At 45.3% G+C, this 25,530-nt stretch carries 17 protein-coding genes; 12 read left to right on the top strand and 5 right to left on the bottom strand.

What is annotated here, in order from left to right; all coding sequences use genetic code 11:
• Positions 1-82 precede the first annotated feature (82 nt).
• Positions 83-1,129, bottom strand: coding sequence for an NAD(P)-dependent alcohol dehydrogenase (locus tag G6047_RS05025; RefSeq protein WP_169526388.1), 1,047 nt, complete (start codon positions 1,127-1,129; stop codon positions 83-85).
• A gap of 300 nt (positions 1,130-1,429) precedes the next feature.
• Between G6047_RS05025 and G6047_RS05020 the strand changes: the two genes are divergently transcribed.
• Complete coding sequence (locus G6047_RS05020) at positions 1,430-2,875, top strand: glycoside hydrolase family 30 beta sandwich domain-containing protein (RefSeq protein ID WP_169526387.1); 1,446 nt, start codon at positions 1,430-1,432, stop codon at positions 2,873-2,875.
• Positions 2,876-2,901: 26 nt separating this feature from the next.
• Positions 2,902-4,017, top strand: a complete 1,116-nt coding sequence (locus G6047_RS05015; protein ID WP_211165384.1) for an acyltransferase family protein — start codon at positions 2,902-2,904, stop codon at positions 4,015-4,017.
• Positions 4,018-4,024: 7 nt separating this feature from the next.
• Here the strand turns inward: G6047_RS05015 and G6047_RS05010 are convergent, their stop codons facing one another.
• From G6047_RS05010 to G6047_RS05000, 3 genes are read right to left on the bottom strand one after another with little or no spacing between them, the layout of a single operon-like run.
• Entirely contained in the window at positions 4,025-4,975 is a 951-nt protein-coding gene (locus tag G6047_RS05010) for a S66 peptidase family protein (RefSeq protein ID WP_169526386.1), read from the bottom strand.
• A 45-nt stretch (positions 4,976-5,020) separates the two neighbouring features.
• On the bottom strand, positions 5,021-5,767 hold the full coding sequence (locus G6047_RS05005) for an endonuclease (RefSeq protein WP_169526385.1): 747 nt from the start codon (positions 5,765-5,767) through the stop codon (positions 5,021-5,023).
• Positions 5,767-6,258 (bottom strand): hypothetical protein, encoded by a 492-nt coding sequence (locus tag G6047_RS05000; RefSeq protein WP_169526384.1) that lies wholly within the window; start codon positions 6,256-6,258, stop codon positions 5,767-5,769. Before G6047_RS05000 ends, G6047_RS05005 begins: the two co-directional genes overlap by 1 nt.
• 310 nt (positions 6,259-6,568) lie before the next feature.
• On the opposite strand from G6047_RS05000, the gene G6047_RS04995 reads away from it, so the two are divergent.
• The 10 genes from G6047_RS04995 (at position 6,569) to tamL (ending at position 23,530) form a co-directional block, all read left to right on the top strand.
• Entirely contained in the window at positions 6,569-7,684 is a 1,116-nt protein-coding gene (locus tag G6047_RS04995) for a ligase-associated DNA damage response exonuclease (protein WP_169526383.1), read from the top strand.
• Positions 7,681-9,282: an ATP-dependent DNA ligase gene (locus G6047_RS04990; RefSeq protein ID WP_169526382.1), complete on the top strand. Its 1,602-nt coding sequence runs from the start codon at positions 7,681-7,683 to the stop codon at positions 9,280-9,282. Before G6047_RS04995 ends, G6047_RS04990 begins: the two co-directional genes overlap by 4 nt.
• A gap of 306 nt (positions 9,283-9,588) precedes the next feature.
• The gene (locus tag G6047_RS04985) at positions 9,589-12,045 is read left to right on the top strand and encodes a ligase-associated DNA damage response DEXH box helicase (protein WP_169526381.1); all 2,457 of its coding nucleotides are present in this window, start codon (positions 9,589-9,591) and stop codon (positions 12,043-12,045) included.
• 1 nt (position 12,046) lies between these two features.
• On the top strand, positions 12,047-12,697 hold the full coding sequence (pdeM, locus tag G6047_RS04980; protein WP_169526380.1) for a ligase-associated DNA damage response endonuclease PdeM: 651 nt from the start codon (positions 12,047-12,049) through the stop codon (positions 12,695-12,697).
• A 32-nt stretch (positions 12,698-12,729) separates the two neighbouring features.
• Positions 12,730-13,521, top strand: a complete 792-nt coding sequence (locus G6047_RS04975; RefSeq protein WP_169526379.1) for a HipA family kinase — start codon at positions 12,730-12,732, stop codon at positions 13,519-13,521.
• Entirely contained in the window at positions 13,496-13,885 is a 390-nt protein-coding gene (locus G6047_RS04970) for a DUF3037 domain-containing protein (protein WP_169526378.1), read from the top strand. The genes G6047_RS04975 and G6047_RS04970 overlap by 26 nt, the downstream gene beginning before the upstream one ends.
• A 3-nt stretch (positions 13,886-13,888) precedes the next feature.
• Positions 13,889-15,445 carry a PAS domain-containing sensor histidine kinase gene (locus G6047_RS04965; RefSeq protein WP_169526377.1) on the top strand — a complete coding sequence of 519 codons (1,557 nt, stop codon included), beginning with the start codon at positions 13,889-13,891 and terminating at the stop codon, positions 15,443-15,445.
• A 59-nt stretch (positions 15,446-15,504) separates the two neighbouring features.
• Positions 15,505-15,957, top strand: a complete 453-nt coding sequence (locus G6047_RS04960; protein WP_169526376.1) for a response regulator — start codon at positions 15,505-15,507, stop codon at positions 15,955-15,957.
• 192 nt (positions 15,958-16,149) lie between these two features.
• Entirely contained in the window at positions 16,150-21,243 is a 5,094-nt protein-coding gene (locus tag G6047_RS04955) for a translocation/assembly module TamB domain-containing protein (RefSeq protein WP_169526375.1), read from the top strand.
• Positions 21,227-23,530 carry a translocation and assembly module lipoprotein TamL gene (gene tamL, locus G6047_RS04950; protein ID WP_169526374.1) on the top strand — a complete coding sequence of 768 codons (2,304 nt, stop codon included), beginning with the start codon at positions 21,227-21,229 and terminating at the stop codon, positions 23,528-23,530. The genes G6047_RS04955 and tamL overlap by 17 nt, the downstream gene beginning before the upstream one ends.
• Here tamL and G6047_RS04945 read toward each other — a convergent pair.
• Positions 23,527-25,524 (bottom strand): PAS domain-containing sensor histidine kinase, encoded by a 1,998-nt coding sequence (locus G6047_RS04945; protein WP_169526373.1) that lies wholly within the window; start codon positions 25,522-25,524, stop codon positions 23,527-23,529. The two genes, tamL and G6047_RS04945, sit on opposite strands and share 4 nt — an antisense overlap.
• Positions 25,525-25,530: the final 6 nt, after the last annotated feature.

The raw sequence follows: 25,530 nt of genomic DNA, 5'->3' as shown, positions 1-25,530 counted from the left end.
CTTTCTATTTTTATAAATTTTCAGGGACAAAAAAATCCGCAGCCAAAAGACCGCGGATTCATTATTAATTGTTCATTGTTAACTACAAAGTCGCCATATCAATCACAAAGCGGTAACGCACGTCACCTTTTTGCATACGGCTGTACGCTTCTTCGATGTCTTTGATGTCAATCATCTCGATTTCAGAAACGATTCCGTGTTCGGCACAAAAATCAAGCATTTCCTGAGTTTCCGGCAAACCGCCAATTCCTGATCCTGCCAAAGATTTACGCCCGCCGATTACGCTGAAGTGATGGACAGGCTGTGCATCTGGTGGAACACCCACCACACAAAGGACACCATCGGTACGGAGTAAGCCAAGGTAAGCGTTGAGGTCATGAGGTGCGGAAACCGTATCGAGAATAAAATCGAAATAACCGCGAACGCTTTTCATCTGGTCCGCATCTTTGGTAACGACGAATTTATGTGCACCGAGTTTTCTGGCGTCGGCCTCTTTGTCTGCAGATGTGCTCAATACAGTGACTTCGGCCCCAAAAGCAGCGGCGAACTTTACGCCCATATGGCCCAATCCGCCCAAACCAACCACGGCAACTTTATCGCCCGCGCCCACTTTCCAGTGACGCAACGGTGAATAGGTCGTGATTCCGGCACAAAGCAAGGGAGCTGTTGCGGCAAGGTCGAGTTTGTCTGAAATCTTTAAGGTGAAATCTTCGTGGACTACAATCGTACTTGAGTAACCTCCGTAAGTTGGAGTGACTTTGTCCTGTTCGGTGCTGTTATAGGTTCCGGAACCTCCGTTCTCACAATACTGTTCGAGACCTTTTTTACAATTGTCGCAGGTGCGGCATGAATCTACCAGACATCCGGTTCCTGCAAGGTCGCCTACTTTGAATTTTGTTACCTTTTCTCCGACGCCTACTACGCGTCCTACGATTTCATGTCCCGGAACCATCGGGAATACTTCGCCTCCCCATTCTCCCCTCGCCTGGTGCAAATCTGAGTGGCAGACACCACAAAAAAGAATGTCGAATTGAACGTCGTAAGGTTTTAGGTCACGTCTCTCGAAAGTCCACGGAGCCAGAGGAGTTGTTGCCGTTTGTGCGGCGTATGCTTTTGCTGTTGTTGTCATGTGCTGTAATTTTTTGTTGCTAATGTACCCGTAAAAATTTGAATAGGCGTTTCCTTAAAAATAAAAATGACCAATTTAATTTATCCCGAAAATTAGCCATAAAAGAATCTTTAAATGTGCATAGATTCAGATAAAAATACCTTACAAAAACACTACAAAGCTATTTTGATTTATTTCCAAACAATTGATTCACAAATAAATGAAACACAAATAATAGGTATTGATTCCACAGACACCACTACAACGCTTTCGTAAACTGACGCGTTTACCTACTTTAGCATAAAATAGCTTATCAAAAACATGAAAAAGTCTTTATTTCTTGCGGCTTCGGCTTTGATTTTCCTTATTGGCTGTTCGAGCAGCAACGATGGCGGAACTCCGGATCCGGTTGATCCTACAGATGATACACCTATTGTAAATGAAGTCGATTTTTGGCTGACACAGTCGAATCAGTCCGTACTTTTGGCTAAACAAACCAATCCGATTGCATTCGGGACTTCAGGAAATACGAACGGTTTTGTAGACATTGATCCTTCACAAACTTTCCAGACCGTTGATGGATTCGGTTATACTTTAACTGGTGGCAGCGTACAGGTAATCAATATGCTGTCGTCTGCAAAAAAACAAGAATTATTACAGGAAATATTCGGGACCGATGGCATTCGCGTATCGTACCTTCGACTCAGCATTGGAGCATCCGATTTAAATGCGGATCCATTCACTTATGATGATATGCCGACCGGTGAGACAGATGAAACACTGGCGAATTTCAGCCTATCGAATGATTCAGCAGTCATCGGCCTTCTGAATGAAATCCTCGCTATAAATCCGAATATTAAAATTATCGCCGCGCCTTGGTCTGCACCTGTCTGGATGAAAGACAACGGAAGTTTTACGGGCGGATCACTTCAGCCACAATATTATGGGGCCTATGCCAATTACTTCGTGAAATACATTCAGGGAATGGCGGATAATGGTATCACAATAACTGCAGTCACACCACAGAACGAACCTGAAAACCCGTACAATACGCCAAGTTTGGTCATGACTTATGAACAACAGCGCGACTTTATCAAAAACAACCTCGGGCCTGCTTTCCAATCAAACGGATTGAGCACGAAGATTGTCATATTCGACCACAATTGCGACCATCCGGTTTATCCAATCAGCATTCTCAACGACGCTACGGCAAAATCTTTTATAGACGGATCGGCATTCCACCTTTATGCAGGAGAAATTTCCGCCATGAGTACCGTACACAATGCACATCCGGATCGTAACGTATATTTTACCGAACAATACACACCTTCAAACGGAGACTTCGGCGGCGATTTAAGATGGCATGTCAAAAATGTAGTGATTGGATCGATGCGAAACTGGAGCAAGGCTACTTTTGAGTGGAATCTGGCAAACGATTCCAATTACGGCCCACACACAACTGGCGGCTGCACCACTTGTAAAGGTGCCATCACCATAAACAGCAGCAGCTCTTACCAGAAAAATGTGGCCTATTATATCATTGCCCATGCTTCCAAATTCGTTCCTGCAGGTTCGGTCAGGATTGGCAGCACCGAAATCGGGACCGTAAGCACGGCCGCATTCAAAACTCCTGAGAATAAAATCGTGCTGGTCGCGATCAATTCTAGCGATGCTACTTCACAGGCATTCAACGTGCGTTACAACGGTGAATGGTTCAGCACTTCACTTGCGGCTGGATCGGCAGCGACATACGTGTTCAATCAGTAAGCTTCGGTAAATAGACTATCAGAAATTTGGACAGTTATCCCGTAAATTCCAAGCCTCATTATCAGATTCTTGACGGATTAAGAGGCGTTGCTGCCATAATGGTAGTCATTTTCCACATTTTTGAAGCACACGCCACAAGCCATATTGATCAGTTGATCAATCACGGTTATCTAGCCGTCGATTTCTTTTTCCTGTTATCGGGATTTGTGATTGGTTATGCCTACGATGACCGTTGGGCTGATATGTCTGTAGGAAATTTTTTTAAAAGACGTGTAAGCCGGCTGCAACCTATGGTAATAATGGGGATGGTCATTGGTGCCATCTGCTTTTATTTCCAGGATTCCGTTCTCTGGCCGGGTATCCATGACGTACCTGTATGGAAAATGTTATTGGTAATGATCATCGGATTCACACTTATTCCCGTACCAAGCTCGATGGATATCAGGGGCTGGACAGAAATGCATCCGTTAAATGGCCCGGGCTGGTCGCTGTTCTATGAATACATCGCCAACATTTTATATGCACTGTTCGTCCGGAAATTTTCCAAAACGCTACTGTCTATTCTCGTTGTGGTTTCCGGAATTGCATTGATCCATTTGGCTGTAACAAGCCCGAATGGAGATATCATCGGAGGCTGGTCACTCGATCCGGAACAACTCCATATAGGTTTTGCACGGGTCATGTATCCGTTTTTTGCCGGATTGTTACTTTATCGTACCGGCAGATTGGTTCGGGTGAAACAGGCGTTTTTGATTTGCAGCTTACTTTTGGTCGTTGTTTTTTCTATTCCCAGGATTGGTGGAGAACAAAACCTTTGGCTCAACGGCATCTATGACAGCCTGACGGTAATTTTGATTTTCCCACTAATCGTTTTTCTTGGAGCAAGCGGTGGCCAGATGCAAAATGGATTCTCTTCTAAAGCCTGTAAATTTTTAGGCGATATTTCGTACCCGATATACATCACACATTATCCGTTGATTTATATCTATACCGGTTGGGTCGCTACGAACAAAATCAGTCTGAAAGATGCTTTGCCAATAAGCCTTTTGCTTTTTATTTCCTGTATTGCCCTTGCCTTTGTCTGTCTGAAATTTTATGATGAACCGATAAGGAAATGGCTCAAAGCAAAGATTGCCGTGTGAAGTTTTATTATCTGTGATAAGTCAGGTGTAAAGATGTAGTTTCCATTTTCAGCGAAACATCAGCCCCGAATTCCAACGCAATATTCCTTCCGGTGCTATGTCCAACAGCCAATCCGAAGACAATCGGGAAATCATATCCTTCAAAAAAATTGAGGATCATTTGGCGAAACGCAAGCTGGATAGTTTGGTCTGTCGGTGACGGATATTCAGCCACCATACAATTACTGGTCTCGTTGTCTTTTACCGGAATCAGGAAATCGCCAAGCAACAAGGCTTTGAGCCTGTCGAATTTGCCCGAGCGTTTCATGGCCCAAAGCATGCGCTCGACACTTGTCAGGTTTTCAAAAACGTCTTCAATCACAAGTATTTTTCCATCGGCACTCATATCGGAATCCGTACCGATTATGGTGTGTAATATTGACAGATTCCCGCCAATCAATTCGCCTGATACTTCTTTGAAATTGTAGCTTTCAACATTGGCAAAAACCTGTAAACGAGACTTTCCGAACAGAATATTTTCCAACGATTCAAAATCGATTTTACTAGCCGTCGCATAAGCAGATAACATCGTGGCATGAACCGTTGCAATGCCAAAATTCTGGTTGATATGAGAATGCAGATATGTGATGTCGCTGTATCCGATAAGCCATTTTGGGGAATTTACAAACGCAGAAAAATCGATCCGGTCGAGAATCTGTACCGTTCCGTATCCGCCGCGCAAAAAGAAAATCGCTTTGACCGATACGTCGTCCAACGCTTTTTGCACATCTGCCAGTCTATTGTCTGCCGTATCGGAAAACTGGCAAAAACCTTTGGCGGTTACCGTTTCGCCAACAATCACCGAAAGCCCCCATGAATTCAGGGTTTTCTCAACAACACCGGCATCGTAAATTCCTTTGCGGGCAATATTGACAAGGTATACGGAATCGCCCTTTTGTAAATGCGGAGGAAAAATCATGTTTCGGTTTAGCTTGATCCGACACAAATGTAACGGATATTTTAGTCACGAAAATAAATGCTTTTTACCGTAAAGCTTTTGGCATTTTTCACAGAAATAACTTTTGCGTCGGGTTTTTCCGGTTTCTTTCACCGTCATTTTTCCACCGCAATCACATTCTTTTTGCGAATAGACTTTGAGATTCTTTTGTAGCTCGTTCCGCTTTTTCCATTTTAGGAAGTCAAAACTGAAATCGCGGACATCATTCAGGAGCTGTCTCAATTTATCTGACGGAATTTCAGAAACGATAGATTCCGGATGGATTTTCGCGAGATACAAAGCCTCATTTTTGATTATGTTTCCAGAACCTGCCACAATATTCTGATCGAGCAACATATCGCAAATCATGGCATCGGGATGATTCTTTATTTTTTTGATGGCGGCAGACCGATCCCAATCATCTGACATGATATCGGCCGACCAATCATAATACGCATTGACATTGCCTTCAAAAAGCTTTACTTGTGAAGCGTAGAAATACAAATCGCCCGTGTTGAAATGCAACCCGAGACGCACTTTCGCTTTTCCTTTTTCGTCAATCGAATAACTCCCGATCATGAGGAAATGCACGCGCACATAAAAACCGTTGAAGCAAATCAGGAAATGTTTCCCCCATGTTTTCAATGCTTCAGCGGTCTTATTATTCAACCTGTCGATGTCGATCTTCGCGTTGCCTGTAGCTTCAAGGACTTTCTTTCCCTCAAATTGGCGCGTTTGTTCCCACAGGATTCTTAAACTCGGACCTTCAGGCATTAAGGCTTGGTTTCGCTGTTAACCTGTTTGATATAGGCATCGGTATCTTCTATGAGCCTGTCATAGATTTTCGGATCGCCTCCAACTCCTTTTGCCTTCTGGAACGCTTCTTTTGCCACACCGTAATGTTTGACCGAATTGGTGTAATCGCGATCCTGATAGAGAAATCTGGCAAGCCCGACTTCGGCATCGCCAACCTGACGATAGGTAGTTTCAGATTTGTCTCCATGATCTACCAGATACCCTAAATCCGTAAGCGCCTGAACATAATTCTCAGGTGTCGGTTCTCCTTTCAAGGCGGCCGAAACCCGGATTTTGCGGCATTTGGAATTGTCCGGATCTTTTACCAATGCCCGTCCTACCGCTTTCATGGCATCCTGGTATTTTCCCTGATCCAGGAAAGTCTGTGCCTGTGTACAAAAATCGGTTCCCGTTTGCGCGAATGACGCCGTACTAAAAGCCAGAAGCGCCAAAACATAAGTCAGTTTCATAAAAATCTATTTGTGTTTATTTAAAGGTAATTCATTTTTCAAATCGTGTATTGCATGTTAACATAGATTTTTAGGGCGCCGCGGCGGAACAAGCTGCTTTCTTGAATTGTAACAATCTGCCGCCGTCTGGTTGACAGTATCAAGCTGGTTATCCAAAATCAGCATTCTGAATAAAAATCGGAAAAAGAATGTACATCAACTTTCATTGGACAATTTGGTTCAGATTAATCCGTAGAAACATGGTAAAAATTAAACCTTAAACCAAAACGCTGAAACAGAAACTGGCCACGCGGATTCGTATATTTAACCGATGGCAAAAAAAAACGAAAAAGCGCTGCTCTGTTTTAACGACAAAGGCATCTATTGTGAAATAGCCAATGTGTATCTCGATCCGTGGAAAGCAGTCGAAAATGCCATCATCACCCACGGCCACTCTGACCATTCGCGATGGGGCCACAAAAATTACATCACCCATCATTTCAACGTACCTATAATCCGTCACCGGCTTGGCGATATCAATGTCGCGGGTGTTGAATGGGGCGAATCGTTTATGGTCAACGGCGTAAAATTTTCGTTGCATCCGGCCGGACATATAGTAGGAAGTTCGCAGGTGCGCGTGGAGTACAAAGGCGAAGTATGGGTTTTTACAGGCGATTATAAAACAGAAGACGACGGAATCGCGACTCCATATGAAGTCGTCAAATGTAATACCTTCATCACCGAATGTACGTTCGGATTACCCGCTTTCAACTGGTTGCCGCAAAAGGAAGTCTTTACCGACATCAATTCCTGGTGGGCCGAAAACAAAGCAGAAGGCAAAACATCTGTCATTTTTGGCTACACACTCGGAAAGGCACAACGCATCATCAAAAACTTAGACACATCGATTGGGAAAATCTTCACCCATGGAGCCGTCGAAAATATGAACCAGGTGATCCGGACGATTACCGATTTGCCAGACACCGAACTCGTCACACGAGACACCAAAAGAGAAGAACTTCTCGGAAATATCGTCGTTGCACCGCCAAGTGCGCACGGTTCGCCCTGGCTGCGTAAAATGACGCCTTTTGTTACTGCTACTGCTTCGGGATGGATGGCATTCCGCGGCGCAAGGACCAGACGGGCAATCGATAAAGGTTTTGTACTGTCTGATCATTGCGACTGGTACGGATTACTTGACAGCATCAAGGCGACCGGAGCGGAAAAGATAATTTCGACCCACGGCTATTCCGACATCTTCTCAAGGTATCTGAGGGAAATCGGATACGATGCCAGAACCGCCAGGACACAATACGAAGGCGAATCGGCAGAAATGGGAAGTTCGCATGAAGCAGATGAATCGGATGAAAAAGCATTTGAGGACGTTTTAAAAACAGAAGCGCCACAGTCAGATCAGGGTGACAGCATCAAATCATTCCTCAAATGAAAAACTTCGCCAACTTGATAAAAGCACTTGATGCCACTAACAAGACAAACGTCAAGGTCGACGCATTGACCGAATATTTTCGGCATGCCAGTGATGAAGATAAAGTCTGGACCATTGCGATTCTGTCCCACAGACGGCCGCCACGTCCGGTAAACACCACTTTGCTTCGGATTTGGGCGAATGAACTGGCGAATATCCCCATGTGGCTTTTTGAAGAATCGTACCACATTGTAGGTGATCTGGCCGAAACCATTGCGCTCATCGTTCCCACGACACGTGAACATTCGGATAAATCATTGACCGAATATCTGCGTGAAATCATCGCTCTTCGAAAAAAATCCGATGAAGAAAAACGGGCTTACCTGCATGAAAACTGGCTGGCCCTTAATTTTTACGAACGATTGGTTTTCACGAAACTGATAACCGGAAGTTTTCGTATCGGGCTGAGCCAGAAATTGATGACAAGGGCATTGTCCAAAGCGGTTTCCGTAGATGAAGACCTCATTGCGCACAAACTCATGGGCGACTGGAACCCGAATACCGTCAGTTTCCGGGAATTGATCCTGGAGGAAAAAAGTTCCGATTATCTGTCCAAACCGTATCCGTTTTATCTCGCTTATGCCATTGAAGGAAATGTTGCCGATCTGGGCGACGCAAAAGACTGGAGCATTGAGCACAAATGGGATGGTATCCGTTCACAGACGATTATCCGTGACGGTGAAATTTTCGTCTGGAGCCGTGGAGAGGAATTGGTTACCGATAAATATCCGGAGTTCCAGAACTTCATTGGTGTCATTCCCGACGGAACAGTAATCGATGGGGAAATCCTTCCGTACAAAGACGATACGATTGGGTCCTTCAATGATTTGCAGACGCGGATCGGACGTAAAAATGTATCTGCATCCGTCCTCAAAAACAATCCGGTAATCATCAAAGCTTATGATTTGCTGGAATGGAAAGGGGAAGATATCCGGACAAGAACGTATGCGGAAAGACGGCATTTGCTTGAAGTTTTGTTTGCCGATATTCCTACGGGGACAATTCCACTGCATTTATCGGAACGCATCTGTCTTAATTCCTGGGAAGATGTAGTTGCCGAAAGAGAACGCTCGCGCGACTTGCATTCAGAAGGATTGATGATAAAGCGCAACGATTCCATCTATCAGGTCGGACGCAAAAAAGGCGATTGGTGGAAGTGGAAAATCGAACCGCTTGCTATTGATGCCGTTCTGACGTATGCCATGCGCGGCCACGGAAGGCGATCGAATCTATTTACAGATTATACCTTCGCCCTTTGGCAGCAGAATGAAAACGGTGAACGTGAATTGGTAACGTTTGCAAAAGCCTATTCGGGTTTGACCGATGCGGAATTCAGGCAAGTCGATAATTGGATCCAAAGAAACACATTGGAACGATTCGGGCCGGTGAGAAGCGTGACGCCTGAATTGGTTTTCGAGATTGGATTTGAAGGGATTTCGTTATCAAAACGACATAAAAGCGGCGTGGCGACACGTTTTCCGAGGATTTTGAGATGGCGGCATGATAAGAAGATTAACGAGGCGAATTCGATTGATGATTTGAAGGCGTTGATTTGTTAGTTGACGATTGAAGTTAAAATTTATGAGATTAAAATTTATGATTTTATACATGAAATCTGTATCTGAGGTATCGGCGGAACAGCTACCTTGTCTGACGGGGAGGGGCCAGTGGTGTTCCCTACAAAATTCTGAAATAAAACTCATACAGAAAATCTGCCGGAATTGTTAAATATTTTGTTTATGTCTTCCCTCTTGACCATTCAATATATTATCGTGAATAATTCACTATCCTGAAGTATACTTTCAATAATAACATGTACGATCCCATCCTCACTTAAGATTTTCACTTCCTAATAGTAATCAGAATTGAACCGAAACCAACTTTTTTCCCTCGCCGAATCCTGGTTTGCTTCCCAAAACTGGACACCTTTCCCATTCCAGAAAGACACCTGGACAGCCTTTCTCCAAGGCAGGAACGGTCTATTGAATGCTCCGACAGGAAGCGGAAAAACATACGCGTTATGGGTTCCAATCATACTCGATTACCTCAAAAAGGCAGAAGGAAAAAAACATAAATCCGGTTTGAAAGCCATTTGGATTACTCCGTTGCGCGCACTATCCGTCGAAATAAAACAAGCGGCCGAACGATTGATCGAAGGTCTCGAAGTTCCGTTTGAAGTGGCAATAAGATCCGGCGATACTTCGGTCAGTGAACGGGCCAAACAGCTCAAAAAAATGCCCGATTTATTGATCACGACACCCGAAAGCCTGCAATTACTGCTTGCCACAAAAGGGTACGAAAACATCCTGAAAGATTGTTCTGCGATTGTAGTTGACGAATGGCACGAGCTTCTCGGCACCAAACGCGGCGTCCAGATGGAACTCGCCTTATCACGAATGAAAACCGTTTGCAAAAATCTTCGCATATGGGGAATTTCGGCGACAATCGGAAATCTCGAACAGGCAAGGCAGGTATTGCTCGGCCCGGATTCAGAAGCATACCACAATTCGGTTTTGGTCAAAGCAGTATTGCACAAAAAAATCAACGTGCAATCCATCATCCCTGAAAAAATGGAGAGCTATCCATGGCGTGGCCACATGGGTTTCCATCTGATAGGCGAGGTCGCAAAAATCATCAAGGAAAGCCGGACAACTTTGATCTTTACAAATGTCCGGTCGGCCTGTGAGCTTTGGTATCAGCGGCTTTTGGATTACGAACCGGATTTTGCCGGCGAGATTGCCATGCACCACGGAAGCATCGACCGTGATGTAAGAATCTGGGTCGAAAATGCCATCCGCGATGAAAAATTAAAAGCTGTCGTATGTACATCGAGTCTTGACCTTGGGGTCGATTTTGCGCCCGTGGAAACCATCATCCAGATTGGCGGCCCAAAAGGTGTCGCCCGGTTCATGCAACGCGCAGGCAGATCCAACCATAAACCCGGAAAGGAAAGCCTGATTTATTTTCTGGCGACGCATGCGATTGAACTCGTGGAAGCATCGGCACTAAAAAAAGCCGTTGAAAAATCTGTGGTTGAAGATCGTATCCCGTATTTGAATTCGTGGGATGTTTTGGTCCAGTATTGCAACACACTCGCCGTTTCGGACGGATTCTTCCCGGATGACATTTTCAACGAAGTCAAAACGACATTCTGCTATCAGGCCATGGACCGCGACCACTGGCAATGGATTTTGAATTTCATCACCAAAGGAAGCCAGAGCCTGCAGGCGTACGACGAATACAAGAAAGTCGAAATCGAAGCTGACGGACGTTACAAAATCAATAAAAAATCGATTGCCACGCATCATCGCATGCAAATCGGGACTATCGTGGGCGATGCCGTCATGCAAGTCAAATTCATGAGCGGAGGCTTTATCGGATCTATCGAAGAATGGTTCATATCCAAATTAAAACCGGGCGATGTGTTCCAGTTCGCCGGAAAACAGCTCGAATTATACCGCGTCAAAAACATGCAGGTACTGGTCAAAAAAGCCAGTCGCAAACCAACGCGTTTCGCTTCATGGATGGGCGGCCGATTGGCGCTATCGGCACAAATGAGCGAATTGCTCAGGCAGGAATTGTACGGTGCCAACCACGGCAAAAAATCGCCGGAACTTGCCGCGATGGAACCAATCTTCAAACGACAGCGCAAAGAATCGATCGTGCCGGAATCGACGGAATTCCTTATCGAAACCTTCAAGACGCGCGAAGGCTATCACGCCATTTTTTATCCATTCGAAGGCCGTTTCGTGCATGAAGCCCTGGCATCACTCCTCGCCTATCGCATCTCGCTTCTCGAACCTATTACCTTTTCGCTGGCTTATAATGATTATGGTTTCGAATTGTTGTCTGATAAGGAAATAGACATGCAATCGGTCATCGACAACGATTTGTTTTCAACTTCCTATGTCCATCACGATTTGCAGAAAAGCCTTAATGCGACCGAAATGGCACGGCGTAAATTTCGTGATATCGCCGTAATCGCCGGATTGGTCTTTACGGGTTATCCGGGAAAAATCGTCAAGGCCAAACATTTGCAAAGCAGCAGCCAATTGTTGTTTGAAGTTTTCAGGGATTATGAGCCCGATAACCTACTTTTGCAACAGGCCTATCGCGAAACGTTCGAACACCAACTGGAAGAAGGCCGGTTGATCCAGGCTTTGGAACGCATACAATCACAGGCAATCGTATGGAAAGCATGTGAAAAACCCACGCCGTTCAGCTTCCCGATCATCACCGACCGTTTGCGCGAAAAACTGTCAAGCGAATCATTGGCCGAACGCATCGCGAAAATGACGGCGTCTTATATGAAAGGGATTTAGGTTGGAAATCAGCATCGAAAAAAATCATTTTGAACTGCATCATTCCGGAGCGATTTTCTGGAAGGAAAAATCGATGTTGCTTATTTCAGACGTCCATCTGGGAAAAGTCTCACACTTCCGCAAACATGGCATAGCCGTTCCGGAAAATGCTTTTCTGGCTAATTTCCGCCGGTTGACTGAAGTCGCCGATTATTTCGGGGCGGAACTCATCTGCTTTCTCGGCGATCTTTTCCACAGCAAAAAAAACAAGGAGTGGGACATCTTTTGTCATTGGACACAGTCGCGTCCGGAAAAAATCCTGTTGGTCACCGGAAACCACGATATCCTGAAACCGGAAGCCTACGCACAGGCCAGAATCATTGTGACATCTGAATTCGTGACCGACGCGTTCCTGTTCACCCACGAACCTGAAATACGCGAAAATCATTTTACCTTTTGCGGACATATTCATCCGGGCGTGACGTTGAGAGGTGTAGGCCGGCAGTTTATGAGCCTTTCGTGTTTTTATCTCGAAAAGCAACAGTTGATTTTACCTGCATTCGGGGAATTCACGGGAAAATGGATTGTTGAACCTCAGCAACATGCGCGCATTTTTGCCCTGACGCCCCGGAATGTGGTGGAAATTACGCTGCTGGAACGAAACGGACGGTAGTTTTTCCGACAATCCTTTTGTATATTTACTTTATGCCGAAAATCCAATTGCGACACATCAACGTCACCAGATACATTCTCCCATTACGCGAAGGCGGTTCATTGCCTGCGTTGGCCGATGGTGACGACGGATTCAAATATGTACTCAAATTCCGGGGTGCAGGCCACGGTGTAAAAGCGCTCATAGCCGAACTCATAGGTGGAGAGATTGCGCGGATTTTAGGGCTTCGGACGCCTGAATTGGTTTTCGCGGATCTCGACGAGCGCTTCGGCCAAAGCGAACCTGACGAAGAAATACAGGATCTTTTAAAAGGAAGTCAGGGATTGAACCTCGCGATGCATTACCTGGATGGTTCCATCACGTTCGACCCGGCTGTAAATACTGTCGATGCGGAAACGGCATCGAGAATTGTATGGCTTGATTCCTATCTGACGAATGTCGACCGGACTTTCCGCAATACCAATATGCTCATCTGGCACAAAGAATTATGGCTGATTGACCACGGCGCGTCTTTGTATTTCCATCATGCGTTCACGGATGTCGAAGGCCATGCAAAATCGCCTTTTGCAATGATTAAGGATCACGTGCTTTTGCCACAGGCATCTGAACTGGAAAAAGCCGATGAAGCCTTCAAAAAAATCCTGAATCGCGAAGTGCTTTCAGAAATAGTAAACCTGATTCCGGATGACTGGTTGCATTGGGAAGAATCCGATATGTCGCCCGAAGCCATCCGCAAAGCCTATCTCGACTTCCTTTCCATCCGACTGGAACATTCCGCCATTTTTATAAAGCAAGCCAATGACGCCCGAACTTCACGTGTATGAGTACGCGGTGATTCGCGTGGTGCCAAGCCCGGAAAGAGAGGAATTCCTCAATGCCGGCGTGATTCTTTTCTGCAAGCGCAAAAAGTTTTTAAAGGCAATCTGTAAATTGGATACAAACCGTTTTGAAGCAGCTTTCCCAAATTGTGATTGTGAAACCGAAGTGATACGGAAGAACCTGGAATCGATCGTAAAAATAGCTGACGGAGAAAAAAATTCGGGGCCGATCGCTGCCATGGAACTATCGGAACGTTTCCGGTGGCTTACTGCCGTGAGAAGTACCATCATCCAAAGTTCCAGGCCGCATCCGGGATTGACCGATGATCCCGAAGCCACACTTCGCAACCTAATGACAAATCTTGCCTGAATCATGAGTACAGCCATACCCATAGACGACCATTTTAGAATAATCGCAGATACCGCACCGGTCTTGATATGGCTCTCAGATGCCGACGGCACATGCGTTTACCTGAACAAAGAATGGCTCACATTTACAGGGAAAACCCTTGAAGAACAACTGCAGAACGGCTGGCAGGAAAGCATTCATCCGGACGATATTTTGCTGGTTACCGAAACATTCCTGTCTGTTTTTGAAAAACGGCAGGTATTCGAAATGGAATTCCGTCTGAGACGGCACGATGGAATTTACAGATATGTCAAGAGCAAAGGCGTGCCCCATTATGGAAAAGAAGGCCAGTTCAAAGGCTATTCCGGCAGTTGCATGGATATTCAGGATCGGTACGAAACGAATGAAATCCTCGAAAAAAAAGTTACCGAACGCACAGAAGAGCTGCGACTCAAAGCCGAAGAACTACGTAAGCAAAAAGATTTCTCCGAAAAAGTCATCAATGCATCCGTAGACATCATGATCGTGTACGATAATCAGATGAACTTTATCAGCATGAACAAAGCAGCCCGGAAATTATATGGGCTCGGAACTGAAATAATCGGCAAAAACCTGTTCGATATTTTTCCGCAGGTGCGCAATTCGCCGGGACATTTGGATACGCTGCGGGCACTTTCGGGCGAAACGGTGCACAATCCGGTCTATAAATCTGCCGTGACTGAAGCCTGGTTCGAAGATTTTATCATTCCATTACTGGATGAAAATGAAAAGATTTATGGCGTACTTGTCGTAGCGCGTGACATCACCCAACGTATCCGCAAAGAAGAAGAACTCAAGTCGCTCAACCACAAACTGATTGACCGGAACAACGAACTGCAATCAAGCAACGAAGATCTGGCATCGTTCAATTACGTCGCTTCACACGATTTGCAGGAACCATTGCGAAAAGTAAATATTTTTGCCAGCCGCATTCTTGAAAATGAGAAAGATACGCTTTCAGATCAGTCGCTCCAGTATTTTGACCGCATCAGTTCGGCCATTGCACGCATGCAGAACCTTATCATGGCATTGCTCGAATATTCACGTACGGAATCTGAAGAAGTCAAACGCGTAAAGACCAATCTCAACCGTCCATTGAAAGAAGCCATTGCCGGTCTTGATGAAGCCATCCGGACAAGCAATGCGAACATCGAATGGGACGACTTACCTATGCTCAACGTTATTCCGTTGCAAATCCAGCAGCTGTTCCACAACCTGATTTCCAACAGCCTGAAATATGCAAAGCCTGATGTTGCCCCGCATATTTCCATTTCTGCAACCGAGTTGGAACTTCCGGAACGCGACAACCAGCCTTTCTGGAAAATAATGGTGACCGATAACGGAATTGGGTTCGATATGGAATACCGCCAGAAAATATTCGAGTTATTCCAGCGGCTCCACGGTAAAACCAAAATCGAAGGAACGGGTGTTGGATTGGCTATATGCCGCAAGATCGCCAACAACCACAACGGATTCATTACCGCCGAAAGTGAGCTTGGAAAAGGTTCTACATTTTCGGTGTATTTACCTGCTAAAATTTAGAGGATACATAACTGAATATTCGATTTAATAGTTATTTTTACGTCTGTAAACTCCCTTTTATGATCCACGAGAAAAACATCGTTGAAATCCTGTTGGTAGATGATGACCAGGACGATCGCAGCATATTCAGCGACGCCCTAAGCGAGTTAAAGATTGAAACGAGCCTGAACATGTTGGAAGATGGACGCGACCTGGTTGCCTATCTCGACGATGCGAAAAACAAATTGCCGGATATTCTTTTCCTCGATTTGAACATGCCGTATAAGTCAGGTGTTGAATGTCTTAAGGAAATCCGTACGATTCCAAAGTACAAAGATTTGTCGGTTGCCATTTATTCGACTTCCAACTCCGAGAAAGATATGGAAGATACGTTCATCAATGGCGCCAACATCTACATTCGCAAACCAAATGATTTCACCCAATTGAAAAAAGTATTGACCGAAGTGTTAAGCATCAACTGGCAATTCCACACGTCAGCACTGAACAAAGAAACCTTTTTGCTCAATATTTAAATTGGTAGCCAAGAATTCAAAAGCCTTTCTGTACAGAGAGGCTTTTTTTATGGAAATCCTGCAAGTGCGAACCAGATTGGTATAATTACAACTGATCAATATGACGGATTTTTGTAGGTGATTTCATATCAAAACATTGTCTGGACGATGTAATGAAAAACAGAAACCGTATCTTTAAAAAAAGCTGGCTCGTTGAATCGCTACGTAAAAAAGAGTCTTAAGATAACTGCCTGGATCATTGGAAGTGTGATCGGGCTTTTTCTGTTGATTGTAGTACTGATCCAGATTCCAGCCATCCAGAATGTCATCCGTGAAAAAGCCGTTACCTACCTTGAGGAAAAGATTGGAACTAAAGTGCGAATCGACAGAATCGAGATCGGTCTTCCCAAAAAAGTCATCATAGAAGGTTTTTATTTTGAAGGGCAGGATAAAGACACCTTGCTTTCTGGCGATAAGATTGCCGTCGACATCAGCCTTTTCAAGCTTATGAGCAATGAAGTCGAAATCAATTCCGTATCGCTCGAAGGCATAACCGCGAAGATTTCCCGAAGCCGCGATTCCGTTTTCAACTTCGATTACATCATCAAGGCATTCGATTCGGGCAAACCGAAAGACACGACTTCGGCTCCTTTGAAAATATCGGTCAGGAACATCAATCTCGACCGTATCAAAGTAGATTTCAATGATGCCGTCACCAAAAACGACCTTGGTTTTACATTGAATCATTTCGATACGAAATTCCGCAAATTCGACCTCGACAAATCCGACTTCGATATTCCGAAAATTGCAATGAACGGATTGAAACTCAAACTCCGTCAAGGTGAGCTCGTACGCGAAATCGGAGAGAATACAGCCAAAGTCGCCGATTCACTTGCCGCAGACTCAGGCTTTTCACTCGCACTTGGGGAAATTGATTTTTCGAAGATTTCCATCGGATACGACAATCAGGGTACAAAACTCAATTCGGGTCTGAGCCTCAATAAGCTAAAAGCAAAATTCAACAAGACCGACATCCGCGGACAACAGATTTTAATCGATAATTTCGAACTCGACGGACTCAAAGGTGGTTTCGCACTGGGAAAAGTCAACCAACCGAAACGGAAGGAAACCGAAGCAAAATCTGCTGTCGCAAACAATCCGAAAGGTTGGGATGTGCAACTTAAAAAAGCAGCCATCACGAATGTCGATTTCAAATTCGACGACCAAAATTCCGCTCCGGTCGCCAAAGGGATCGATTACAAACATCTGGATTTATCGGGGGTTCATCTGTCTGCCAAAAACCTGAAATATAATTCCGAAGCGATTTCAGGCCGCGTCGATTCGTTCGCCATGAAAGATAAAAGTGGTGTCGATATCCAGGAATTCCATGCTGATTTCCTGTATGGGCCAAAGCAATCGTATCTCAAGGATTTCTATCTGCAGACACCAAAAACACTGCTCAAAAATGAACTGTCGGCCGGTTATGAATCGATAGAAACACTGTCTGACAATCTAAAAGACCTAGAAGTCAACGCTAACCTCGACCATAGTAAAGTGGCGTTCAGCGATATTTTGCTTTTTGTACCGAACCTTGAAAACTCCGAACCATTCAAAGGCAACAAAGACGCAATCTTAAAAATCAACGGCAAAATCAACGGCAAGGTTTCCGATTTATATATTCCAAACCTTGAAGTCAGCGGCATCGGATCTACATCAATCGCCGCGAGTGCCCACATCATCGGTTTGCCTGACGCCAAAAAGGCATGGATGGATTTCGATATCAGAAAAGTAACGACGACATCAAAAGACATTTATTCGTTTGTGCCGAACGGAACCATTCCGGACAACATAAAACTGCCGGCGAACATTTCCGTCTCAGGCACATTCAAAGGTAAACCTGACAACCTTAACGCCGATGTCCGGTTGAATACAAGCTATGGCGGTGCTAAAATCAAAGGTTATTTTGACGGACGGAAGAAAAATGCCGAGGTGTATGACGCCATGGTTTCGCTCGATAATTTCAACGTTGGTAAATTAATCAGCAACGATTCAATAGGACGCTTCAGCCTCAACGCGAAGGTCAAAGGAAAAGGCCTCGACCCGAAAACGGCTATCGCTGATTTGAATGGAAAACTGGTCAAGGCGGAATTCAACGGTTATACTTACAAAAACCTCAACCTCAAAGGCGATATCAAAAACGGGAAGTTCAACGTCGTGGCTTCCATGGCCGATCCAAATTTGACCTTCGATATGATCGCGAGCGGAAACTTCAGGGACAAATATCCGGCAGCCGTACTGAAGCTCAATGTAGACATGGCCGACCTGGATAAACTGAACCTGCACGCCGGCCCGATGAAACTCAAAGGGAAAGTCGATGCCGATTTTACTTCAACCGATCCGGACAACCTCAACGGAACGCTGAATGCCTATCATTTTGTAATCGCTAATGAAAAAGACCAGTTCCAGCTCGATTCTATAAACGTCGTCGCGGTTTCTACTGCGGACAGCAATTCCATCAGCCTCAAGTCACAATTCCTAAAGGCGGAAGTCAAAGGAAAATACCAACTGACCAAGCTGGCAGCTTCCATCCAGAAAACCATTTCCAAATTCTACAATACAAAACCGGTTAGCGAAGCACGTGAGGAAGACACCGGAAACCACAGGCTCAATTTTCATCTCACGGTCAAAAACGATCCGGTGCTGGTGAAACTGCTGCCTGACCTTACACGTCTTGAACCGATAGAATTCCGGGGCGGCTATAATTCCGCAACGGATTCTCTTGCTGTTTCCGGAACGATCCCGCGTTTGGTATATGCCGGAAATACCATCACGGGAACCGCGATCGATATTCACACGGAAGCCGATTCACTTGCTTACATCATTGACATCGACCAGGTTGAAAACCAATCCTTCGAGCTGTACGACACCCAATTGTATGGTTCGGTCAAAGACAATAAAGCTTTGTATACGTTGAGGGTACGCGATAAAAAAGGAAAGGAACAATACCTGATTGCAGGTAATTTCAACGCAAAGGATCAAAAATCTGAAATCCACCTCAATAACGATGGATTGGTCCTGAATTATGATGCGTGGAATGTTGATCCGGCAAACCTGATACGCATCGGAAACGGGATTTTTGCAGATAAATTCGACATATCGCGTGAGGGAAGCCAACTATCACTTCAATCTCAAAATGAAAATACCAATGCACCTTTGGACGTGACCTTCAAAGATTTCGAGATCGGTACGATTACAAAAATGATCCAGAAAGAAACCGATGACGGATTTGAGGTTTCCGGAAAAATCGATGGCGGCGTGCATCTGGTCGATTTGATGACGAATCCGGTTTTCACCTCAGATTTGACCATCAAAGATTTAAGTGTCAGCCGGGATACCGTTGGAAATCTGAGTATAAAAGTCGATAACAAAACAGCCAATACGTTCAACGCCGATGTTGCTATATCCGGTTATGATAACTATGTGAAAATTTCAGGAACGTATAGCAGCACCAATAAAGCATTGAACCTTGACCTGAATATGGCTAAACTCCAGATGAAAAGTGTACAGGCATTCACGTTTGGCGCTTTGGCCGACAGCGAAGGTTACCTGGACGGAAAACTCAGAATCATGGGAACTACCGATGCTCCTAAAATTGACGGCGACATCAATTTCAGGGATGTAAAGTTCAAGGTGACCGAAATCAATTCTGCGTTTACAGTCACTGACGAAGTCATACGGTTCAATGAGGAAGGAATCCGGTTCGACAACTTCGGATTGGTCGATGAAGAAGGCAACAAGCTCAACATTAACGGAAAGATCCTCACGCCCGATTACCGAGATTATGGCTTTAACCTCGCTGTTCGGGCCAATAATTTCCGGGCCGTGAATTCGACAGAAAAAGACAACGATTTGTTCTACGGACAATTATATCTTGACACGCGTCTCAACATCAAAGGAACCATGGATCAACCCGTTGTGGACGGCAGTTTGAAAGTAAACGACAAAACCAAAATGACCGTCGTGCTGCCACAGACAGACCCGGGAATCGTCGACCGTGAAGGCGTGGTCGAATTCATAGACCAGGATCATCCGGAACTCAATGAAAATCTCGTGGTCAACGATTCGCTTGTCAAAACCAAGTTCAAAGGATTCGATATAGATGTGAATATCGAAGTCGACAAAAACGCCGAGCTTTCGATGATCATCGATAAATCGAACGGCGACTATCTCAAGCTCAAAGGAGAAGCAAGGCTCAACGGAGGCATAGATCCATCGGGCAAAACGAATCTCACAGGCCGGTATGAACTCGAAGAAGGCTCGTATGAAATGTCGTTCAACCTGATCAAACGCAAATTCGACATCCAGAAAGGAAGTTATTTGTTGTGGACGGGTGAACCAACAACGGCCAATATCAGTATAACCGCTATTTATACGGCAAATACGGCCCCTATTGACCTTATCGGGAACCAGCTCGATACCAAAGGACCTGCAATCCAGAATCAATACAAGCAAGTCCTGCCGTTCCAGGCACTGCTCAAAATGAATGGTGAATTGCTGAAGCCGGAAATTACGTTCGATATTCAGTTGCCGGATAAAAACTATGGAGTTTCTTCTGATATAGTGGATGCATCACGGACAAAGCTCGAGCAATTACGTCAGGATCCAAACGAATTGAACAAACAGGTGTTTGCGTTACTGTTGCTCAATCGGTTCATTGGCGAAAATCCGTTTTCAAGCGAAGCCGGAAGCGTCACGGCCGAATCTATGGCACGCCAGAGTGTCAGCAAGCTTTTATCGCAACAACTGAACAACCTCGCCGGCGATCTTATCAAAGGTTTTGAAGTCGATTTCGGATTGGAATCTACAGATGATTACACCACAGGCCAACGTGAAAACCGAACCGACCTCAACGTAGCTGTTTCCAAAAAACTATTCAATGACCGGTTGAAAGTGACCGTGGGAAGCAATTTCAACCTCGAAGGCCCGCAACAGGCAAACGAGCAAACCACGAATATAGCCGGAGACGTCGCGGTAGATTACATGCTCACACGCGACGGACGCTATTCGGTGCGTGCCTATCGCAAAGACGAATACCAGGTGGCTTTACAAGGCCAGGTCATTGAAACCGGCGTGGCGTTCGTGATTACCATGGATTATAACCTGTTCCGTGAGTTGTTCCATAGGACGGCCGAAGAGAAAAAACTGATCCGCGAGGAAAAACGCCAGAAAGAAAAGAAACGCCAGGCGAAAAAGAAAGCGGCTGAAAAACCTGAATCTAACCCAACAGACGATGACTCCGAGAATTAAAATATTCCTCCTTTTTGGATTTGTCCTTACACTCTGGGCGTGCAGCAACACAAAATACCTGCCCGAAGGTGAATTGCTGTACACAGGTGCAAGCGTCAGGGTCAAAGACAGCACCATGCCCAAAAAAGAGCGCAAGGCACTTGAAGCCCGTTTAGAGGAATTGTTGCGGCCTAAACCTAATAAGAAATTCCTCGGGTTGCGCCCAAAATTATACATCTACAATCTTGCGGGCAAACCTAAAAAAGAGAAAGGCCTCAGAAGCTGGTTGCGCAATAAAGTTGGCGAGCCTCCTGTTTTGTTCAGCCAGGTCAAACTCGATTACAATGCAGACCTGATCCAGAACAACGCACAGAACCTGGGTTATTTCAAGGCTATGGCTTCGGCAGATTCCACGCGTTCCGGCAAAAAAGCGACCGCCGATTACACGATTGAGCCCGGCCCGAGGTATTACATCAAATCGGTTACGTTTCCATCAGATTCTACCGCTTTGGACAGCACGATAGCCAGTTATGGTTCCGAATCGTTACTCAAGGTTGGAGCCGGATATGATCTGGACATCATCAAAAGCGAACGTTCGCGAATCGATGCACGACTGAAGGAAAAAGGCTATTATTTTTTCGGGCCCGATTATTTGAAAGTCCAGGTTGACAGCACGGTCGGGAAACATGAAGTCGACATGATCGTTCGTGTCAAAAACGAAACTCCCGAATCGGCCAGAAAGATTTATAAGATCAACGATATTTTCATCTACCCGAGTTTTACCGTGCGTAAGGATACCGTCGGAATTGATTCTACAGATGTGACCTACTACCGTGATTTTGTCATCATCGATAAACAAAAACTTTTCAAGCCCCGCATTTTTGACCGGACTTTGTATTTCGAAAAAGGAGATTTGTATAACCGCACGGCGCATAATCTGTCGCTGAACCGACTTATCAGCCTTGGGGTTTTCAAATTCGTTAAGAACGAATTCAGGGTTGTCGATGATGAAGAAGGTGACAAACTCGATGCTTTTTACTACCTGACGCCACTGACCAAAAAGTCAATCCGTACGGAGGTTCTTGCCAAAACGAATTCCGCCAATTACGCCGGAACCGAACTCAACGTCAACTGGAGCCATCGCAACGCTTTCAAAGGAGCCGAATTGTTACAGGTTTCTGCTTTCGGCGGATTGGAAGTTCAGTTTTCAGGCCAGAACAAGGGATACAATATTTATCGGGTCGGATCTGACGTAAGCCTGACGTGGCCACGTTTCCTGACACCATTCACCATTGAGAGTTCGAGTGGTTTCGTGCCTAAAACGAAAGCAAGCATCGGTTACGAATACCAATTGAGGTCGCAATTGTATTCGCTCAACAATTTCAAGGCTTCTTTTGGCTATTCGTGGAAAGAAAACATCAGGAAGGAACATCAGTACAATGTTACCGAAATCACCTATGTGAATCCGGGTTTTGTGACCGATGAATACCAGCAGCGAATAGAGGCCGATTCCACCGGGACACTTAAAAGAGTCGTCGAGAAACAACTTATTTTCGGCCCGACCTATTCCTATACGTATACCAATACCATGCAGGCCGAAAAACGAAATACCATCTATTTCAAAGCCGGACTTGACGTGGCAGGAACAATCGCTGGATTGGCCACCGGTGCAAATGTGCGTGACGGAAATGAAAAATCTGTGTTTGGCGTTCCATTCAGCCAGTATGTGAAACTCGAAGCCGAATTCAGGCATTACCTCAGGCTCGGCAAGAATTCCAAACTGGCAAGCCGCTTACTTACAGGCTATGGTTATGCATACGGGAATTCCAAGGAAATGCCTTATATCAAACAATTCTTTATTGGCGGAACCAACAGCATACGGGCTTTCCGGGCGCGATCTTTAGGCCCCGGGACGTTTAGGGAAGATACGGACCCGAATGATTTCCTCGCCGACCAATCTGGTGATATAAAACTGGAACTGAACACTGAATTACGGACAAAGATTTACAGTGTCGTAGATGGAGCCTTGTTTGTGGATGCCGGAAACATCTGGCTCAGGCAGAAAAATCCGGATAAACCCGGAGCCGAATTCAGCAGTGATTTCCTGAATGAACTCGCCGTAGGAACCGGAGCGGGTATACGCGTCGACCTGTCGTTCCTTATCCTTCGCCTAGACCTGGCTTTCCCAATACGCAAACCATGGCTTCCTGATGGCAGTCGATGGGTAATCGACCAGGTTTCGTTTGGTGATTCGTCATGGCGCAAAGAAAACCTGATATTCAACCTGGCGATAGGTTATCCGTTTTAAACCGGAAGGAAAATACAGAACTCCGCCCCTTTTCCGGGTTCGGACGATGCGGTTATGTTTCCTCTGTGATTCTCGGCGATTTTCTTGCACAGGGCCAAGCCGATTCCGGTTCCTTCGTAGGTGGACTTGCTGTTGAGGCGTTGGAAAATGGTGAAAATCTGTTCGGCGTATTTCTGTTCGAAACCAATTCCGTTGTCTTTGATGCAAATGCGATAATATTCTTTCTTTACATCCAATTGGCTCACCGATCCAAGCATTTCCGCATCGGCTTTTGAACAACCAATCGTAATACGTGGTTCTTTCTCGCAGAACTTAAGCGCATTGCCGATAAGGTTGGAAAACAACTGTGTCATTTGAAGCGGAATGGCGCGTAGTACAGGCAAAACATCACACAGGATTACCGCTTGTTTTTCCTCTATCAGCAATTCAAAATCAGATAATACATGGGAAACAATCTGGTTCAGGTCTATGGTTTCGAACTTGTTCTCGGTCTTGTCGAGCCTGCTGTAATTAAGTACCGATTGGATCAAATCACTCATTCTTGCCGCCGATGATTCGATCTTTTCGTAATATTTCGAAACCAATTCGCGGTTATCCAGGTTATCGGCCAGCATTCCTGTAAACATCCGGATTTTGCGCAGCGGTTCCTGCAAATCGTGTGAGGCGATATAGGCGAATTGCTCGAGTTCCTGATTGCGGAATTCAAGTTCGGCCGTGTATTGGCGCAATTGGTCTTCGGCCAGTTTCCTTTCGGTCAGGTCGCGTGTCACCTTTGAAAAGCCGATGACTTCCCCGTCTTCATCATGGATGGCGGTGATGGTGATACTGCCCCAAAAAACAGTTCCGTCTTTGCGGATGCGTTCGCCTTCATGTGTGGCACGTCCCTTTACAGAGGCGTCGCGGATGAGTTTCTCCGGAAGTTTATTCCTGCGGTCTCTGGGCAGATAAAATTCAGTGATGTTTTTACCGACGATTTCATCTTCTCGATAGCCTTTGATCTTTTCCGCTCCTTTGTTCCAGTTCAATATGGTTCCGTCAAGATCCAGCAACAGAATGGCGTAATCTTCCACCTCTTCCGTCATGCGCTGGAAACGCAGTTCACTGGCCTGGAGTTCGCGGTTTTTCCTTTCGAGGCTTTTTGTCCTTCTTTGTACGAGTTCCTTGAGCAAGGCAGCGTGTTCGCGTTGTTCGGTAATGTCGAGTACCATCCCGTACATTTTGATGGCTTCTTCGTTATGGCGTTCCACTTTTCCGCTCAACCGTATCCAATGGATGGAATTGTCGGGCCAGATGATACGGGCTTCGTAAAACAGCGTATCGGTCTTCATGGCTTTTCGTATCGCTTTATCGCGTATGTCGCGGTCTTCCGGATGAATCAGTTCTATAAAATGTTCCTGCCTGAATTTGGTGTTTGGGTCAAGCCCGAAAATCTGGGGTAATCTTTCGGAATAGATAAATTGCGAGTCATTGAAAATCCATTCAAAGCTGGCCATGTTTGCAGCCTCAATTGCCAATTTATTGCGAATTTCATTGGCTTCCTTATATTTCCTGGCAGTGACGCTTTGGGTGATGTCTTCCGCTATGACCATTATTCCCATTACGTTCTCTTTTTCATCGCGAATGGCCTGATAGATAAACTTGACGAATCTATGGTGGGTGACACCGTCGGTAGTTACATCTATCGGCATTTCGTTAGCGATAAATGTTTCACCTGTTGTGAACACCTTTTCAAGAATGGATTTGAAACCTTGGATAGCGGCCTCTGGCAAACCTATAAATAATGGTTTATTGAGGACCATTTCTGAAGTCTTCCCCCATATTTCCAGAATACCGGAATTGGCAAACGTAACCACTAAATCACGGCCAGTAAGTACACACATGGCGACGGGCGCCTGATGGAATATATTGATGAGTTGCGGGCCAAGAGTAGCTTCGCCAACTTGCAAGCCAAACGAATCGGGCGTGCCGGAAATGGAATGATCAGGTCTTGACATGGATTA

The sequence above is a fragment of the Flavobacterium silvaticum genome (assembly GCF_012911565.1).
GTDB lineage: Bacteria > Bacteroidota > Bacteroidia > Flavobacteriales > Flavobacteriaceae > Flavobacterium > Flavobacterium silvaticum.
Note: the sequence above shows the minus strand (reverse complement) of the source record. Positions and strands in the feature narration are given on the sequence as shown.

Excerpts from the sequence above, each read along its gene's own strand:
- G6047_RS05025 (WP_169526388.1), bottom strand. The coding sequence starts at position 1,129 with ATGACAACAACAGCAAAAGCATACGCCGCACAAACGGCAACAACTCCT.
- G6047_RS05020 (WP_169526387.1), top strand. The coding sequence starts at position 1,430 with ATGAAAAAGTCTTTATTTCTTGCGGCTTCGGCTTTGATTTTCCTTATT.
- G6047_RS05010 (WP_169526386.1), bottom strand. The coding sequence starts at position 4,975 with ATGATTTTTCCTCCGCATTTACAAAAGGGCGATTCCGTATACCTTGTC.
- G6047_RS05005 (WP_169526385.1), bottom strand. The coding sequence starts at position 5,767 with ATGCCTGAAGGTCCGAGTTTAAGAATCCTGTGGGAACAAACGCGCCAA.
- G6047_RS05000 (WP_169526384.1), bottom strand. The coding sequence starts at position 6,258 with ATGAAACTGACTTATGTTTTGGCGCTTCTGGCTTTTAGTACGGCGTCA.
- G6047_RS04995 (WP_169526383.1), top strand. The coding sequence starts at position 6,569 with ATGGCAAAAAAAAACGAAAAAGCGCTGCTCTGTTTTAACGACAAAGGC.
- G6047_RS04990 (WP_169526382.1), top strand. The coding sequence starts at position 7,681 with ATGAAAAACTTCGCCAACTTGATAAAAGCACTTGATGCCACTAACAAG.
- G6047_RS04975 (WP_169526379.1), top strand. The coding sequence starts at position 12,730 with ATGCCGAAAATCCAATTGCGACACATCAACGTCACCAGATACATTCTC.
- G6047_RS04970 (WP_169526378.1), top strand. The coding sequence starts at position 13,496 with ATGACGCCCGAACTTCACGTGTATGAGTACGCGGTGATTCGCGTGGTG.
- G6047_RS04965 (WP_169526377.1), top strand. The coding sequence starts at position 13,889 with ATGAGTACAGCCATACCCATAGACGACCATTTTAGAATAATCGCAGAT.
- G6047_RS04960 (WP_169526376.1), top strand. The coding sequence starts at position 15,505 with ATGATCCACGAGAAAAACATCGTTGAAATCCTGTTGGTAGATGATGAC.
- tamL (WP_169526374.1), top strand. The coding sequence starts at position 21,227 with ATGACTCCGAGAATTAAAATATTCCTCCTTTTTGGATTTGTCCTTACA.
- G6047_RS04945 (WP_169526373.1), bottom strand. The coding sequence starts at position 25,524 with ATGTCAAGACCTGATCATTCCATTTCCGGCACGCCCGATTCGTTTGGC.